This is a genomic window from Paenibacillus kribbensis (genome assembly GCF_002240415.1).
GTDB lineage: Bacteria > Bacillota > Bacilli > Paenibacillales > Paenibacillaceae > Paenibacillus > Paenibacillus kribbensis.
In genome coordinates, this window is sequence record NZ_CP020028.1 from 985,709 (window position 1) to 1,002,749 (window position 17,041).

16 protein-coding genes are annotated in these 17,041 nt (G+C 47.1%); 9 read left to right on the top strand and 7 right to left on the bottom strand.

Annotation, left to right across the window (positions count from 1 at the left end):
• Positions 1 to 65 precede the first annotated feature (65 nt).
• Both zwf and B4V02_RS04500 read left to right on the top strand, forming a co-directional pair.
• Entirely contained in the window at positions 66 to 1,622 is a 1,557-nt protein-coding gene (zwf, locus tag B4V02_RS04495; protein WP_094153891.1) for a glucose-6-phosphate dehydrogenase, read from the top strand.
• A gap of 253 nt (positions 1,623 to 1,875) precedes the next feature.
• Positions 1,876 to 3,456 (top strand): peptide chain release factor 3, encoded by a 1,581-nt coding sequence (locus B4V02_RS04500; RefSeq protein ID WP_007432069.1) that lies wholly within the window; start codon positions 1,876 to 1,878, stop codon positions 3,454 to 3,456.
• Between the two features lie 152 nt (positions 3,457 to 3,608).
• Here the strand turns inward: B4V02_RS04500 and B4V02_RS04505 are convergent, their stop codons facing one another.
• A complete protein-coding gene (locus B4V02_RS04505) occupies positions 3,609 to 3,842 on the bottom strand; it encodes a small acid-soluble spore protein SspI (RefSeq protein ID WP_007432068.1) in 234 nt (77 codons plus the stop codon).
• Positions 3,843 to 4,006: 164 nt separating this feature from the next.
• Here B4V02_RS04505 and B4V02_RS04510 point away from each other — a divergent pair, with 164 nt between their 5' ends.
• Together B4V02_RS04510 and B4V02_RS04515 are read left to right on the top strand one after the other, a co-directional pair.
• The gene (locus tag B4V02_RS04510; protein WP_094153892.1) at positions 4,007 to 4,669 is read left to right on the top strand and encodes a potassium channel family protein; all 663 of its coding nucleotides are present in this window, start codon (positions 4,007 to 4,009) and stop codon (positions 4,667 to 4,669) included.
• Positions 4,670 to 4,734: 65 nt separating this feature from the next.
• The gene (locus tag B4V02_RS04515; protein WP_094153893.1) at positions 4,735 to 5,529 is read left to right on the top strand and encodes a TrmH family RNA methyltransferase; all 795 of its coding nucleotides are present in this window, start codon (positions 4,735 to 4,737) and stop codon (positions 5,527 to 5,529) included.
• 255 nt (positions 5,530 to 5,784) lie between these two features.
• Here the strand turns inward: B4V02_RS04515 and B4V02_RS04520 are convergent, their stop codons facing one another.
• Positions 5,785 to 6,705 carry an MFS transporter gene (locus B4V02_RS04520; RefSeq protein ID WP_094153894.1) on the bottom strand — a complete coding sequence of 307 codons (921 nt, stop codon included), beginning with the start codon at positions 6,703 to 6,705 and terminating at the stop codon, positions 5,785 to 5,787.
• Between B4V02_RS04520 and B4V02_RS26455 the strand changes: the two genes are divergently transcribed.
• A complete protein-coding gene (locus B4V02_RS26455) occupies positions 6,701 to 7,036 on the top strand; it encodes an ATP-binding cassette domain-containing protein (RefSeq protein WP_244188451.1) in 336 nt (111 codons plus the stop codon). The two genes, B4V02_RS04520 and B4V02_RS26455, sit on opposite strands and share 5 nt — an antisense overlap.
• Positions 7,033 to 7,491, top strand: coding sequence for an ATP-binding cassette domain-containing protein (locus B4V02_RS26460; RefSeq protein WP_244188452.1), 459 nt, complete (start codon positions 7,033 to 7,035; stop codon positions 7,489 to 7,491). Before B4V02_RS26455 ends, B4V02_RS26460 begins: the two co-directional genes overlap by 4 nt.
• 210 nt (positions 7,492 to 7,701) lie before the next feature.
• On the opposite strand, the gene B4V02_RS04530 is transcribed toward B4V02_RS26460, so the two are convergent.
• The 5 genes from B4V02_RS04530 to B4V02_RS04550 all read right to left on the bottom strand — a co-directional run bounded on the left by B4V02_RS04530 (position 7,702) and on the right by B4V02_RS04550 (position 11,914).
• Positions 7,702 to 8,004, bottom strand: a complete 303-nt coding sequence (locus B4V02_RS04530; protein WP_094153895.1) for a putative quinol monooxygenase — start codon at positions 8,002 to 8,004, stop codon at positions 7,702 to 7,704.
• Between the two features lie 453 nt (positions 8,005 to 8,457).
• Positions 8,458 to 9,738, bottom strand: coding sequence for a glycoside hydrolase family 140 protein (locus B4V02_RS04535; protein WP_094153896.1), 1,281 nt, complete (start codon positions 9,736 to 9,738; stop codon positions 8,458 to 8,460).
• A gap of 73 nt (positions 9,739 to 9,811) precedes the next feature.
• On the bottom strand, positions 9,812 to 11,116 hold the full coding sequence (locus tag B4V02_RS04540) for a PTS sugar transporter subunit IIC (RefSeq protein WP_094153897.1): 1,305 nt from the start codon (positions 11,114 to 11,116) through the stop codon (positions 9,812 to 9,814).
• A gap of 145 nt (positions 11,117 to 11,261) precedes the next feature.
• Positions 11,262 to 11,561: a PTS sugar transporter subunit IIB gene (locus B4V02_RS04545; RefSeq protein ID WP_094153746.1), complete on the bottom strand. Its 300-nt coding sequence runs from the start codon at positions 11,559 to 11,561 to the stop codon at positions 11,262 to 11,264.
• The gene (locus B4V02_RS04550) at positions 11,558 to 11,914 is read right to left on the bottom strand and encodes a PTS sugar transporter subunit IIA (RefSeq protein WP_094153898.1); all 357 of its coding nucleotides are present in this window, start codon (positions 11,912 to 11,914) and stop codon (positions 11,558 to 11,560) included. Before B4V02_RS04550 ends, B4V02_RS04545 begins: the two co-directional genes overlap by 4 nt.
• A gap of 422 nt (positions 11,915 to 12,336) precedes the next feature.
• On the opposite strand from B4V02_RS04550, the gene B4V02_RS04555 reads away from it, so the two are divergent.
• The 3 genes from B4V02_RS04555 (at position 12,337) to B4V02_RS04565 (ending at position 17,036) form a co-directional block, all read left to right on the top strand.
• On the top strand, positions 12,337 to 13,776 hold the full coding sequence (locus B4V02_RS04555) for a 6-phospho-beta-glucosidase (protein WP_094153899.1): 1,440 nt from the start codon (positions 12,337 to 12,339) through the stop codon (positions 13,774 to 13,776).
• A 289-nt stretch (positions 13,777 to 14,065) separates the two neighbouring features.
• Positions 14,066 to 14,896 carry a BglG family transcription antiterminator LicT gene (gene licT / locus B4V02_RS04560; RefSeq protein ID WP_094153900.1) on the top strand — a complete coding sequence of 277 codons (831 nt, stop codon included), beginning with the start codon at positions 14,066 to 14,068 and terminating at the stop codon, positions 14,894 to 14,896.
• Positions 14,897 to 15,146: 250 nt separating this feature from the next.
• On the top strand, positions 15,147 to 17,036 hold the full coding sequence (locus B4V02_RS04565) for a beta-glucoside-specific PTS transporter subunit IIABC (RefSeq protein WP_094153901.1): 1,890 nt from the start codon (positions 15,147 to 15,149) through the stop codon (positions 17,034 to 17,036).
• Positions 17,037 to 17,041 lie beyond the last annotated feature (5 nt).

Here is a 17,041-nt window from a genome sequence, read left to right on the forward strand (position 1 = left end):
TACTACATGCGGATTTCGAGGATTGTGGATTGCGGAATCTCGACATGGGAAGAATGAGGTACTTCATGGCTGACATACCTGTTAGAGAATCTGTTATGACGCAAGGTGCAGTTCTGTTTATTTTCGGTGCTACTGGCGATTTGGCTCGCCGCAAGCTATTTCCTGCGATTTACAGTTTGTACCGTGAAGGGAAGCTCGCGGAAGATTTCGCCGTTATTGGTGTAGCAAGACGCCCTCGCACAGAGGAAGAATTCCGTAATGACCTGTACGCTTCCATACAGGAGTTTAGTCGCTACAAGGCAGAGAATGATCAAGAATGGCAGGTGTTTGCCGACCATTTTGAATATAAATCGCTGGATATCAACAATGTTGAAGGCTTCCATGAGCTGAGACGGCAGACGGAGTCTATCGAGAACAAGTTTAACATTCAGGGAAATCGGTTGTTTTATTTGGCTTTGGCTCCTGAACTATTCGGAAGCGTGTCGAAAAGCCTGAAAGAAGGCGGCATGCTGGATGGCAAGGGCTGGAATCGTTTGGTTATTGAGAAACCGTTCGGTTACGACCTCGAATCTGCCCAAGAGTTGAACGTTGAAATACGTGAAGTATTTGCCGAAGAAGAGATTTATCGGATTGACCACTATCTGGGTAAGGAAATGGTACAAAATATCGAGGTGATCCGGTTCGCAAATGCCTTCTTTGAACCACTGTGGAATAATAAGCATATTGCCAATGTGCAAATTACACTTAGTGAAACCGTAGGCGTCGAAGAACGTGGGGGTTACTACGATCATTCCGGTGCCTTGCGTGATATGGGACAGAACCATATGCTGCAAATGCTGACGATGATTGCGATGGAACCACCAAGTCGTTTGTTGCCTGAGGATATCCGTGATGAAAAGGTAAAAGTGCTGCGCTCGTTGCGTCCTTTTGAATCGACTGAGGATGTGAAGACCAATGTGGTACGTGGCCAATACACAGAAGGTAGCTATCGCGGCCAGCAGCTGCCTGGATATCGTGAAGAGGATAAGGTTGATCCACAGTCGAACACAGAGACTTATTTTGCTTCGCGTGTGTTTGTAGATAATTTCCGTTGGGCGGGCGTACCGTTCTATATTCGCACAGGCAAGCGTCTCCCAGTCAAAACAACGGAGATCGTAGTGGAATTCAAGAGCATGCCGACAAATGTATATCTCGGTCAAAAGCATAAGCTGGAGCCGAACTTGCTCGTCATTCGGGTCAATCCAATGGAGGGCATTTACATTAAAATCAATGCCAAGAAGCCTGGCTCTGAATCAGATATTGAGCCGTTGGCTATGGATTTTTGCCAAAGCTGTATGGTGGGTATCAACTCACCGGAGGCTTACGAACGGTTGCTAATGGACGCGATTGAGGGTGACTCGACGTACTTCACGCGCTGGGATGAGGTTGCCACAGCTTGGGGATTCGTCGATCGAATCGCCAAGGCATGGCAGCAAACCCCGGATACGCTGGAAACCTATGCTGCAGGCTCATGGGGACCGGAAGGTGCCCACAAGCTATTGGAGCAGGATGGCTTCAAGTGGTGGCCGGTTAGCGGTCAGGATGAAGATAATGTCATCTGGCGGGTAGGCGGCCCTCAGTAATCTCCTTTTGTCCAGCATCCCCCTATGTCCTGTTCAGGATGTAAGGGGATGCTTTGCGTTCGGAGTATGCTATAATAGCTTAGTCTCAGGTTTTCAGTTTGCAACTGATTATAAGTTAAAGGCAGGCTAAAAACATGTAAATAAGATCGTATTTATAATGAGTATGGTGATGAAATTAGGCGTGCATCATGGCCTTTTTATGAATAGCTTGAGCAACGAATGCAATGGATTTGATCATGAAGGGATATGTGAAATGAGTAAAACGACAGATATACTTCAACAGGAAGTTGACAAACGGCGCACGTTTGCGATTATTTCTCACCCGGATGCGGGGAAAACGACATTGACGGAAAAGCTGCTGCTGTTCGGGGGCGCAATTCGTCTTGCAGGTACAGTCAAAGCGCGTAAAGCAAGCAAGCATGCGACGAGTGACTGGATGGAAATTGAAAAGCAGCGGGGAATTTCGGTTACATCCTCGGTTATGCAATTTGATTATATGGGACATCGTATTAATATTCTGGATACCCCGGGTCACCAGGATTTCAGTGAAGATACGTATCGCACGTTGACGGCCGCAGATAGCGCGGTCATGCTGATTGACGTGGCGAAAGGTGTGGAAGCGCAAACGATCAAGCTGTTTCAAGTTTGTGCGAAGCGTGGAATTCCAATTTTCACATTCATTAACAAGCTGGACCGTGAGGGACGCAGCCCCTTTGATCTGATGGAAGAACTGGAGCAGGTGCTTGGTATCCGTTCGGTTCCTATGAACTGGCCGATTGGAACAGGGCGGGATCTGTGCGGTGTCTACGACCGTGTCAAAAATCAGGTCGAGTTGTTTCAGGGAGACGATCATTCCACGATTAAGGTACAAAAAGTGGAGGATTATAATGATTCGATTATTCGCGAAATGGCGGGTGAATATCTGCATGACCAATTGTGTCAGGATTTGGAGCTGCTTGATGTAGCGGGCGATCCTTTTGACATGGAGAAAGTACAGCGCGGAGAATTAACACCTGTATTCTTTGGTAGTGCGATCAATAATTTTGGTGTGCAAACATTCCTGGAAAACTTTCTCCAGCTTGCTCCCAAACCGGAGCCGCGTCGTAGCACAGCGGGGGAAATCGAGCCAACGAACGAGAAATTTACCGGCTATGTATTTAAAATTCAAGCTAACATGAACCCGGCTCACCGTGACCGTATCGCATTTTTGCGCATCGTGTCTGGTAAGTTCCAACGCGGGATGAGTGTTAAGCATGTACGCATGGGCAAAGAGATTAAGCTGTCCCAACCGCAGCAGTTTCTGGCACAGGATCGTGATATTGTCGAGGAAGCTTTCCCGGGCGATATTATTGGATTGTTTGATCCGGGCATTTTCCGGATTGGCGATTCACTCAGTCAAGGCAGCGAGATCGTATTTGATGAATTGCCGACCTTCTCGCCTGAAATCTTTGCCAAGGTTACTGTGAAAAATGCCTTGAAGCACAAGCAGTATCAGAAGGGGATTGATCAGCTAACCGAGGAAGGTACGATTCAGGTGTTCCATACGGTGAGCTTCGACGATACGCTATTGGGTGTAGTCGGCCAACTGCAATTTGAAGTATTTGAATATCGCATGAAGGGCGAATACGGAGTAGACGTACAGCTCCAGCGTATGCCGTTCCAATTTGCACGCTGGATCGTGGATGAGCAGATTGATCCGAGCAAGTTCCGTATTAACTCTACGCTGGTAAAAGATAAAAAAGGCAATTATGTCGCCTTGTTCGAAAACGAGTATGCCATGCGTACCGCTATGGAGAAAAATCCGTCAGCCAAGTTTTTGGAGATGGCTCCATAAGGTTTAATCACAATCGCAGACTGATCTCTGCCATTTTGATCTACACAACGAATAGTCCACTCAAGGTTACGGCGAGTGGACTATTGTCATTTTCGGATAAGAGCAGAATCATGGGCACGGCTGGACATAAACAAGAACTTGCACAGTAGGAACTAGGTTAATGGAACGGGTTTGATTTTATCAATTTGTTCATGCGCCAAATGGACGAACTCCTGCTGCTGGTTTGGGCTCATTTGCTTCCAGGCGACTTCAAGAATGACACCCAATCCAGGCAAAGCGGCCTCTGGTCCATCCACTGACCCCATAATCATATCTGTAAGATCAGCTTCTGATTTGCCGTGAACTTTGTGAACAATCGCTTGTCGTAAATCCAGTGTAATGGGCATGTGTACCTCCCGTAGGTTTGTAGTAGTTATCAGGTGTATTATGGCTTGTGCTACAGCCGGGTATACATGAAGAAGCATTTGGCATAAGCATGTCAAAATTTATGTTTATGGCGTGTTATGCTATACTATGACGGACAGAATGGTAATCGGGAGGTTAAGAAGGAATGGCAAAAAAACAGTATGCGGTTATTGGCATGGGGCGTTTTGGTTCCAGTATCGCCACCGCACTGAGTGAGATGGGGTTTGATGTACTGGCTATTGATTCGGACGAGCAGCGCACACAGGAGATGTCAAATATTGTGACGCATGCCGTGTCTGCCGATTCGACGGATGAGGAAGCGCTGCGAGCGCTGGGTATTCGTAATTTTGACGTGATTGTAGTCGCGATTGGCGAAGATATTCAAGCCAGTATTCTGACGACATTGATCCTTAAGGACATGGGTGTACCGGCTCTAGTGGTCAAAGCGCAAAATGAACTACACGGGAAAGTGCTGCACAAGATTGGGGCAGATAAAGTCGTTTATCCTGAGCGGGATATGGGGCTGCGGGTAGCCCATCATTTGACCTCTCCCAATATTTTGGATTATATCGAGCTGTCCAAGGACTATAGTATTCTGGAGATGAAAGCTGCCGATTCCATGATTGGAAAAAATCTCAAGGAGCTCGATATACGCGCACGCTTCGGCTGCAATGTGATGGCGATTCGCAGAAATCAGGAGATGAACATCTCGCCTTATGCGGAAGATCGCCTGGAATCGGGGGATGTGCTGATCATTGTGGGCCATAAAGATGACCTGACCAAGCTGGAGCTGGCTTTTGCTGCATAGCAGAGGCTTGGTATTTAAGCACAAGTGAAGCTTCATTTATTTTTAAAGAAACGGACGGATAACGTATGGAAATCATTTCACCGAACAATGCCCGTGTAAAAGAATGGGCGCAACTGCTGGAGAAAAAGCATCGCACCCGGCAGCATAAATATATTGTCGAGGGTATTCATCTGGTGCAGGAAGCGCTGCGTTCAGACGCGGCTGTTGAAAGCGTCGCTTATGATTTGGACAAGGGCATTCCCGCTGAGCTGAATGGCCTGGACCAAGCTGACCAGCCGGTGGAATGGATTCCCGTGTCGGCGGCGGTCATTGCCAAATGCACCGACACGAAGACGCCACAGTCCGTCTTCGCCATCGTGCGTAAGGAGGAGCGCAGCGCATTCGCGGCACTGCTGGAGCAGCCAAATGCGCTGGTGATGGTGCTTGACGGGGTGCAGGACCCCGGCAATGTAGGCACCATCATCCGCAGTGCGGACGCCGCCGGAGCCGCAGGCGTTATTCTGGGTCATGGCTGCGCCGACCTGTACAACCCCAAAACGATCCGCTCCACCATGGGATCGTTGTTTCACCTGCCCGTGATCGAGGGCAGCCTGGAGGAGCTGTTGCCGCAGGCTCAAAGCAAGGGAGCCCGCTTGATCAGCACCTCGCTGGATGCGAGCCTGTCATGCTATGCCGTGGATTTGCGTGGTTCCACATGGCTCGTGATTGGCAACGAGGGCCAAGGCATTTCCGATGCCACCGCACGCAGTGTCAATGAATCGGTATTCATCCCGATGCAAGGGCAAGCAGAATCGCTAAATGCAGCGATGGCTTCTACGGTGCTATTATTTGAGGCGATGAGGCAGCGGAGCCATAGCTAAATCCACATAAGATGTGTGGTTTATAACATCAATTGAGACTAATTATATTGTCAAATGAGACTATTTATATCATTTAAATGAGACAGTGAATAACCCCGCAGACCCAGTAAGGGCGGGATAAAGGTTAAGTAAATACAAAATCATCTGTTAATGATTGATCTAAGTTTTCTTATTTTATGGTGAAAAAAGACGGCCATCACGGTATTAAATACCAATGAAAGCTCGTTCACCTTGATATTATGAATTAACTCGAATTTATCTTTTTATTCTCGGCAGAAGTGTCGCCGGAATTAGAGCCAGTGCAGAGAAGGCAATCGACCAGATAAACACATGATCGAACGCAACAGCTACAGCTGTCGGGTCATGTGACATGACAGAATTAAACTCGTTCTGCAAAATAATAGCGATAACCGATGAGCCAAAGGCGCCGCCGATTTGCTGCATAATACGAGTGGTGCTGCTGGCATGCGGGATTTGCTTCGAAGACAGGCCAATATACGCGGAAGCCATGACCGGCAGAAACACAGCCCCTAATCCTGCCCCCCGCACGATCAATGCTGCGCTCAAATAATAATAGCTCGTATCCGCGCTAAGTTGTGTAAATGGCCATGTTCCAAGCAAGGTAAGCATGGTTCCGACAAGAACGACGGGTCTCGAACCGATCTGATCCGTTAGTTTGCCAGCAAGCGATCTTGTCAGCAGCATCCCGACCCCTTGCGGCACGAGCAGCAGACCGGATATAAGCACGGATTCGCCGCGGACTTGTTGGAAATATAACGGCAGCAGAAGCATCGCCCCGTAGGTGGTCAGGCCGGATAAAAAGAGCAGTGTCGTGGATACGGCTAAAGAACGCACCCGGAACAGCCTAACATCAAGCAACGCTTCGTGTCCTTTGCGAAACGCATAAACGACAAACACAGCCAAAAGTGCTAAACCCGCTAAAACGGGAACGAGAACCGCGACATGGCCGAAACCGTGGTTGGAGCTTACTTCTCCAAGACCGCAAATAATGAGAACGATGGCCGGGGAAAGCAGCATCAGTCCCAACAGATCCAGCCGCAACGTTCGGGTTCCGCGCTCTTCATTGGGCAGCCCATTCCACGCCATAATGATGGCAACGATGCAGAGTGGAATATTTACCAGGAATATCCATCTCCAGTTCAGATGATTAATGATGAGGCTGGTTTCTTTCCATTATCCGAACGGTACAAAAGCAGTAGATCATATCTCGATGTCCTTCCAGGCAGGGGAAAAGGTAGCCATTATTGGACAAAACGGAGTCGGGAAGACAACCGCCGTCAAGCTGATGAACGGACTTTTGAAGCCGTCATCAGGGACCGTCATCGTCGATGGATGGGATACGAAAGATCACACAACCGCTCAAATTTCTTCGAAGGTCGGATACGTTTTTCAAAATCCCGATGATCAGCTGTTCCATGAGACTACGAAGAGGTTGCGTTCAGCACGCGACACCTCAAGGTTGATGTTGCAGAGGCCAAGAGAATGACCGCCACGGCGCTGGAGCTGGCAGGACCGACGGAATATGCGACTCTACATCCTTACAGTCTTCCTTATTCGATGCGTAAGTTTGTCACCATTGCAGCGGTTATCGCGATGCAGAGCAAGGTCATTATTCTGGATGAGCCAACCGCAGGGCAGGATCGTCGTTCATTGGACCGACTGACTCGCATCATTGATTATCTTACACAGGAAGGTAAAACAGTCATCACAATTATACATGATATGGCTTATGTGGCGAATCATTTCAAACGGGTTGTTCTCATGGCGAACCGACATGTCATTTCGGACAGCACCGCTGGGGAAATCTTTTGGCAGCCTGCTCTGATGCAGGAAAGCCATATTCAGGCTCCGCCTGTAAGTCAACTGGCGTCTGCATTACATTGGCCTGGCCAGATTGTGACGGTGGACGAGTTTGTGGAGTACGGTAGAAGGCAGTCCTAGAGAAGCTATCTGCTTCGGCAGCCAAAAAGCGAAGTATAATATATATATGGTTTTTGACTAAAAATGATCAAGACCTAAACTTAAGAAAATCAAATAAAGGGTTCAACATATTATGCATGGCTAATATGCTGAACCCTTTTGTGTTTACTGTACACGCAATTACGTTTTTTTGGCGGTTTATTGCTATCGTGCCCGTTTGTTTAACAAAAACTAGATTCCTTTTCCGCCTTGCGGGCGAAGTTTAATTTGCTCTATACCAGCAATGAGCGGCCTTGCTCTCTGGATGAGTACTTTGGCTTCGTCTAAAGACAATGATGCTTGATGAGTTGAAGGATCACTCCATATTTCCGTTACCCAAATGCTATTAGAGTCATTCTCAGGAATATTTACGACATATAGATCGCAACCTTCAACTGATTCCATACCACTTGCAGCTTCCAACAGCATTTCAATCAGAGTGTCACGTTGACCTTCGTGAGCGATGAATTTTGTATACAAACCAAATTTGTTCATACCTTATTTCCCCTTTTTATCGTATTATCAATACTGTATTCCATCCTCCTTCTTGTCTCAAGATGTCTCGAAGAGGAATTCTGTGATGGGGAGTCCTGGCTTATTTGAGAGCGTAAGGTAAATAACACCATATCGGCTGTGCCATGTACACCACGCCAAATAGTATCTTCCGCTTAAAGGAATCGGATTATTCTTGCTGCAATATTCAGCCTGCATCTCCCTTTAAATAAGATTTTACTGTATGTGAGTATAAAAGGGAACGTTCGTTCTTTATTTCGGTTCGCCTTGCTATTTATAATAAGCAGCTACCTTGTGACTCTGCACGTCCACGCCTCGCCTTCATTATGAAAAGCCCAACCTTATCCGGTATGGGCTTTTGTTATGCCTATAATTGTAGACGGGTTGTAGACATCAGCTTTTAGGAGCAGCCGATTACCTTGAACCATTCATCGGTTACTTTCTAATGCCGATGAGCAGGACATCCGCTTCGAAATCATGCATATCGATGGTCGTGATTTGCTCTTGCACAGAGATTGAAGTTGTGCCAAAACGACGATTCTCCAGGTCAATGACCGTAAAATTGTATTCACTAAGATCTGCGTCCAGCTTCAACACCGTGTTGACTGGAACGTAGATGGCGACCTTTGTGTAATCTGCGGTTACAGCCGCACGGATTTCTTCCGTATTTTTAAGCACAATGTTCCAAGGCTGCATATCCGTAAGTCCGTATATCCCGAAGAGCCATTTGGCCAATCCATAATCCCATGCCCCTTCAAATTTAAGAGCAGACTGCCAATCATATGGACTGTCGAATCCCTCCCCGGTTACACCGAACTTTTTGCCTTTCCGATGCCAGCTCCAAATGCCGTGGGCTCCGTAGGTTATGCCAGCAGAGGCTCCGGACAGAAGGCTTTGCCAGGCTGCCTTACGAACATCGGCGCGGGTGAAGCGGCCATAGACTTTCCGACTGTAGCCCATCTGCTCATAGCAGGGCTCCGAGTTGAGGACTGGCCGGGTGACAGTCTTATTATAGAAGTCCAGTGCGAGCGTGTAAGCCGTTGGTTGAAATTGTGAATTATGTCCCGACTGGTACATGTAAAAATCCAAATGGGGATCATCGATAAATTCCTCTGGGAGTACCGCTAATCTTCCTTGAATATGCAGAGTGGTCAGGCACTGCGGACTGTGCTGCTTTACGGTATGAAGAGCGATCCGGTAATATTGGTTGGCGCGCTCGGAAGGGAAGTCGGTGTCACCGCTTATAATATAAATAGGGTAGAATTTGGAGAACCGATCGGCAGCATAACGCACATAAGGTTCCACTGCCTCAAGCGGCATTTTTTTCTCCTCACGAAGCTTGGCGGCCCACGTATCCGGGATATAATTACACCACAATAGGACCAGTGCAGGAACAAAGCCTCTGCTTACCGCCATCTCTATCATCGTCTCAGCTCTGGTAAAGTATTCTTCGTTCAGCGTATAGAAATCGTAGCTGCCATCCTCGGCACGTGCGAACGGTTCGCAGCTCAAATCGCTGCCGCTTGCATCCCACTGGCGCAACAAATTGATTTGCAGGACATTGAATCCCTGACTTTTCCGGTAATCCAGATAATAGGCCCATTCCTCCAGTGTAATATTGGTAAACGCGCTCCAAACCGTATCGGCCAGATAAAAAAAGGGAGTACCTTCATTCATAAAATAACGTTTGTTCTCAGCGATGCTCAGTTTAATCAAAAGTTTCCTCTCCTAACGGTTGTAATGGCAGAAACGGCGACCGTTGCCGTCCGCCGTTTCTGCTTTTTTTCTATTATGAGATGACAGGACTTGCTGCGGTTTCACTCGCTTGCTGTTGTTCCAATTGCTCCTGCGCTTCGCGTTCCTTATTCAGAGCCTGTTTATCCAGCGCTCTAAAGAACGGATAGTAGATCAGCATACTGATCGGGATGAGCACCAGTTGTGCGGCGGCCAGTCTCCAGCTGCCCTCAATGAAGCCCAGAGCAAAGATAGGGGTGCCGAAAGCCGGGTAAATCCCGATGGGTGCCGGCAACAAGCCGATGTTGGTGCCAATATAGCCGAGTACTGCACAAATGATAGGAGTAACGACAAACGGAATCGCCAGTAACGGGTTCAATACGATTGGAATCCCGAAAACCAGTGGCTCGTGAATCGAGAAAAAGGTACCCGGAAGACCAAGCTTCCCGATTGTGCGAAGCTGTTTGCTCTTGGCCAGGAAAACCAACAGCAGGGCAAAGCCGAGCATCGGTGCATAATTGCAGTAGATATACCAAAAAGCCAGCCCGATAATGTTCGGAAGCGGAGTGCCTGCCTGGAAAGCGTCAAGGTTAGCCAGATCCAGACTCATCCAGATCGGTTTAACGATAGCGAGTGTAACAATTGCCCCGTGAATCCCGAACATCCACAAAGCCTGCATAATGATCAGCGCGACAATCAAAGCACCGAGCGATCCGCCCAATCCTTCCAGTGGTACTTGGAGATAAGTGTAGATAAAATCGTGAACCGTACCGAACGGAGTCTGCATGAACAGACCAGCCACGATGACGAACACAAGGGCTACCAAGACGGCCGGGATCAAACCTGAAAAGGTTTTGACAACGGTAGGCGGGACCCCGTCAGGCATTTTGATCGTCCAATTGCGGTCGACAATCCAAATATACAACCGTGCGGCAATCAAGCCGACGAACATGGCGACGAACAATCCCTGTGCGCCGAGCCATTGAAGCGGCAAGGCCCGGACTTTATCAAAGGTCTCGACCGGTGTGACGATCAGAAAAGAGAGAAGGGCGGTTGCCGCTGGAACAAGGGGGTCCTTGTCAAAAGCTTGCGCCAGCCTGTAGGCTATAAAAAATACCGCATACAGAGCAATGATACCCGTGGTCATCGTCGATGCCAACCCGATGATGCCCTTCACGGGTGCGATAAAGTTTTGATAAGGCTCCCAAGCAAGCGCAGAGAAGAGGGTTGCAAATGCCCCGATAATCAGAAAGGGAAGAGTGGACATCAGCCCGTTGGAAATTGCGCTCATGTAACGGTTTTGCTGAATTTTGCCCGCCACTTTTTGAAGCTTATGAGAGAATTTTTGTTGGTTGGCCATAGTTATTCAACTCCTGCTTTAGACTTTCATTCGCTTATATAATAAATGAGAGAACGCTTCCATTTGATGAGATCATAATTCAATTTTTCGCGCTTCACGTGAGCCTCCTTTTCCTGGCAGGTGGGTAAGCGCCTGCCCCTGAACTTTACAGCTTAAGCGCGTCTCCCAGCACCTTTTCACCGTTCATCATACCGTAGTCCATCGTGTTGATAACGCTTACTTTAATGCCTTTAGGTTCATATTTTGCCTTGAAATCGTCCTCCAGGTAGCCGACCTGTGGTCCAATCAGCAGCACATCCGTCTTGTCAGCATATTCTTTAAAAGAACCTTCGGAAGTAGCTCTGATTTCAACCTCAAGGTTTTGCGCTTGTGCGGACTTTTGCATTTTCTGTACCAACATACTTGTAGACATTCCAGCAGCACATACCAGTGTAATTTGTTTCATCCGTTGTTCCCTCCGATTGAAGTGTGATCTGTGATTTCTTCATAGCGATTCACTCTGGCGTAAAGCTCAACCATATGTCCAGCCAGATCTTTAGTTGTGATGGCCGACATCAGGTGATCCTGAGCATGCACCATTAACAGTGTGATTTCGTGGACGGTTCCGCCCGCTTCCTGTTGAATCAGCCTCGTTTGTAATTTATGCGCTTTAACCAACTCGTCTTTGCCTTCTTCAAGACGCTCTGCCGCCAGCTGTGTTTGACCTTTTTGAGCCAGAGCAATCGCTTCCATCGCCTTACTCTTGGCAACGCCCGCATTGGTTATAATTCCCATTATGATTTCCTGATACTCATCCATCTCTTTCACCTCATGCTTTTTTCTCTTTAGCTTACAGATTCAGTGTAAAGGTTTACAGCCGAGATCTAAACCCAAGCCTTTTCCGCCTGTAGCGGAAATTCATTCATCGTCACTGCTCAAGAACAGGGAGGAACCTTCCTGTAAAGACGGCATCCAGTTTAAGTGGAGAAATAAGGGGAATATATAGCGTAAATCTTGTGCTTAGTTCCTAAGTCAAGCCAGTAATATGAATTTGACAGGTTCCCAAATCTTTGTTAGAGTTTTCTTCAAATATGTATAACCTTTTCATGGGATGTTACCGATAGGGCATAACCTGAACTGGCTTGTTTACACTACAAGTGTATTCAGGCTGGTTTGGGTTTTTTTATTAACTATTCCCCTTTTGGTCTCCCTTTTATCTCACACTTGGAAGGAGAACGTTTATGTCCAGTTTTATTTTTCCTAAAGATTTTTTATGGGGCGGTGCCCTTGCAGCCAATCAGGCCGAGGGAGCTTATTTGGAAGGCGGTAAAGGGCTGAGTCTGGTGGATCTGCTGCCTACCGGAGAGAAGAGAAGAAGCATTATGAAGGGAAATGTTCCTTCACTCACCCCGCTTGAAAGCGAATTTTATCCTTCGCACGGAGCAATTGATTTTTACCATCACTATCGGGAGGATATTGCGCTATTTGCAGAAATGGGCTTTAAGGCGCTGCGTGTTTCCATTGCCTGGGCTCGCATTTTTCCAACTGGAGAAGATGCTGCTCCGAATGAAGCCGGGTTGCAATTTTACGATGATCTGTTCGACGAATTGCATAAGCATGGCATCCAGCCGGTGGTCACCCTCGCCCATTTTGACGTTCCGGTAGACCTTGTTGAAAAATATGGAGGCTGGCGGAGCCGGAAGCTGGTAAATCTGTTCGAAACTTATGCCAAAACAGTATTCGCCCGTTACAAGGATAAAGTGAAATACTGGATGACGTTCAACGAGATTAACATGCTGCTCCATTTGCCGTTCCTTGGCGCCGGGCTTGTATTCCAGGAAGGTGAAAACGTTAAACAAATTCAGTACCAGGCCGCACATCATCAGCTTGTCGCTAGCGCGTTGGCTGTAAAAGCGGGCCACGAAATCATTCCGGATGTCCAGATTGGCTGTATGCTCGCTGCAGGCAGCTTTTATCCGTACACGTGCAACCCTGAGGATGTGTATCAAGGAATGGAAAAAGACCGCGAATCCTACTTCTTCATCGATGTACAGTCACGCGGCGAATATCCTGGTTATGCGAAACGCTTCTTCAAGGATCATGGATTAAACATTGAGATGGAGCCTGGCGACGCCGATATTTTGAAAAATCATACTGTTGATTACATCGGATTCAGCTACTATTCGAGCCGGACGACCAGCACAGATCCCGAAATTGTCAAGAATATGACCAGCGGCAATGTGTTTGGCTCCGTGTCCAATCCGTATCTGGATAAGTCCGAATGGGGCTGGACGATTGATCCAAAAGGATTCCGCATTACAGCCAACCAATTGCATGACCGCTACCAAAAGCCGCTGTTCGTAGTGGAAAACGGTTTTGGTGCCAACGACGTGGTTACGCCGGAAGGAGAAGTCAACGACGATTACCGGATTGACTATCTGAAGCGACATATTGCCGAAATGGGCGAAGCTCTTCAAGACGGGGTCGAAATTATCGGATACACAAGCTGGGGACCTATTGACATTGTTAGTGCTTCCTCAGGAGAAATGAAAAAACGCTATGGCTATATTTATGTAGATCGTGACAACGAAGGCAACGGCTCTCTGAAACGGATTAAAAAGAAAAGCTTCCACTGGTACAAAAATGTGATTCAGTCTGACGGCGAGAACCTGGGAGAGTAAACGTACAACGAGTAATTGTACAACAAGTATACAGGATCGGATGCCCCGGATTTCCGGGGATTTCCGTTTCCGTTTCTTGGGTGAAAGCGTTGACAATCGATCCTCTTCGGGCTATACTTGACGCAATTCCATCATTTTTAGGATTGTTACTGCGTAGCAGGCAAAACCTAAGCCACGAATAAGCAGATTTTATGGTCTTGTTTATTTGCTGCGCTTTGGTTTTTTTCTGTTTTCAAATAAAGGATGGAATAGGTGTGGCTCTTGCTGGCATATAGAACGGGGGATCGAGATGAATATAGCAAAGGTCATTAACAACAATGTAATTAGCGTCTACCAGTCCGATGGCACGGAACTCGTGGTGATGGGACGGGGGATTGCATTTAAGAAAAAGCCTGGAGACAAAGTGGACGAAACCAGAATTCAGAAGGTATTTGCTCTGAAAAACAAGCAGACGTCCGATAACTTCAAAATGCTGCTGCGCGAAGTTCCGCTTGATTTGATCGTGATCGTGGAAGAAATCATTAATGACGCCAAGCATAATCTGAACAGAAAGCTGAACGAAAATATTTATGTTTCTTTGACCGACCATATCAATTTCGCCGTGGAAAGATACCGGGAAGGATTGGAGATCAAAAACGCGTTATTGTGGGAAATCAAGCAGCTATACAAAGAAGAATTTGCAATTGGTCTGAAAACGCTGGAACAAATCAAACAAAGACTCGGTATTGAACTGCCTGTAGACGAAGCGGCTTTTATTGCGATTCACATCGTGAATGCTGAAATGAACGAAGAAGTCATTACCACCATGAGTATTACAAAGTTTATCCAGCAGATTATCAATATCGCCAAATATCATTTTAAGGTCGATTTTGACGAGGATTCTCTGAGCTATTTCCGTTTTATTACGCATCTGAAATTTTTCGCCCAGCGCGTATTTAAGGGGAATCACTACGAAAATAACTATGATCATTTGTACGACATGATTAAGGAAAAGCACAAGGAAGCCGCAGCCTGTACGGAGAAAATCGGAGCTTTTGTGAAAAAAGAATACAATCACGAATTGACGAATGAAGAAAAGTTGTATCTGACTGTGCATATTGAGCGGGTGGTGAACAGATAAGCCGAGCTTTTTCAACGAAAATGAATCAAGAATATACGCTTAAATGTTTTTGTTGACAAATATGTAAGATTAATTATATTATGAGAGCAACAGGAATTTAATAAGTTTTAACTGGGATTGTTACTGGTTATGCAGGCAAAACCTAAGTCATGAAAAATCGCGGGACACCCATTGCCCACTATTTTTCAAGGCTTAGGTTTTTTGTGTGCCTAAATATGTAAAATGCCCTTAGAACATGGAGGTGTCTAACATGAGTTATGAAAAACTGGCTAAAGATATCGTGCATCTGGTAGGTGGAGAAGAAAATGTAGTATCGCTCGTTCACTGTGCCACTCGCCTGCGTTTTGTGCTAAAAGATGAGGCAAAGGCAGACAAAGGAAAGCTGGAAAAAACCGATGGTATTATCACGGTCAAGCAGAGCGGCGGTCAGTTCCAGGTCGTCGTCGGCAACAAAGTGCCTGAGGTTTATAATGCAATCGGCAAAGTATCCAACATTTTGAGTGAAACTGGACAAGAAGACAAATCGGCTAAAGGCAACAAGGGATTTGGCGCTGTTATAGATGTCATTTCCAGTATTTTTGCACCGCTGCTCGGAGTTATGGCAGGGTCCGGTATTTTGAAAGGTCTGCTGCTGATCGCCAGCAACCTTGGCTGGCTGCAGCCGAAAGAAACGACCTACATGATTTTGTATGCTGCAGCTGACAGCTTGTTTTATTTTCTCCCCCTCTTGTTAGCGGTTACAACAGCCCGGAAATTTGCAGGCAACATCTTTGTTGCCCTGACGATTGCCGGAGGGTTGCTTTACCCGTCTATCGTCACATTGAAAACGGAAGGTACACCTACGGACTTCTTCGGTATTCCGATTGTCATGATGAGTTATTCGTCTACCGTCATTCCGATCATTTTAGCTGTCATCGTTATGAGTAAGCTGGAAAAAGCGTGCAATCGATTCATACATGAGAGTGTCAAAAACTTCGTTACACCGTTGATCTTACTAGTTATTATGCTTCCTCTGACTTTGATGGTCTTCGGACCCGTCGGGGTGTACGTAGGTAACGGGATTGCTGCCGGACTCGTTGCTGCGTTCAGCTTTAGTCCGCTGCTGGCTGGAGCAATCCTCGGCGCTTGCTGGCAGTTGCTCGTTATTTTCGGTGTACACTGGGGCCTTATACCTGTGTTTATTAACAACATTGCTGTTAACGGCAGAGACGGAATCAAGCCTTCTGCTTCAGCTTCCATCTTTGCTCAAACCGGCGCAGCATTTGGTGTCATGCTGAAAACTAAAAATAAAAAGCTGAAAACCCTGGCAGGCTCAGCTACACTTACCGCTTTGTTCGGCATCACGGAGCCAGCCGTCTATGGGGTTACGCTGCCGCTGAAGCGTCCGTTTATTGCCGGTGTTATCGGCGGTGCTATCGGTGGTGCGATTATCGGTCAAGCAGGAACGCAGGCATTCGCTTCTGGCGCACCTGGATTGCTGACCTTGCCAATCTTTTACGGTCCTGGCGGACAAGGCTTCCCGGGATTGATTCTAGGGATTACGGTATCATTTCTGGTTTCGGCCATTTTGACCTATATTTTGGGATTTGAAGATCCGGTAGAAGAAGAGGAAAGCACTGACAATTCGACTAAAGAATCTGCTCCTACAGCTGCTGTATCTAATGAAGAGGTTCTTAGCCCGATTGAAGGAACTGTGGTCGCTCTGTCGGAGGTTCCCGATCCCGCATTTGCTTCGGAAGCTATGGGTAAAGGTATCGCCATCCAACCGACAACGGGCAGAGTTGTAGCCCCATTCGATGGAACCATTACTGTGGCGTTCAAGAAAAAACATGCGCTTGCGATTGTTTCGCACCATGGTGCAGAAGTTCTGGTTCACGTCGGAGTAGATACGGTCAAGCTGGACGGTAAACATTTTACCTCCCATATCAAAGAAGGAGATCAGGTAAAAGCAGGAGATCTGCTGCTTGAGTTTGATGTTGAGCAAATCAGGGCAGAGGGTTATCCTACGATTACGCCAGTTATCATTACGAATTCTTCCGAATATACTGAAATCCTTCCCATCCCTCAAGGGGATATAACGGAGCAGACCCCGCTGTTGAAACTGTCTAGTGCTTCGAATGAAAAAGAGGGCATCGCCTGAATGTC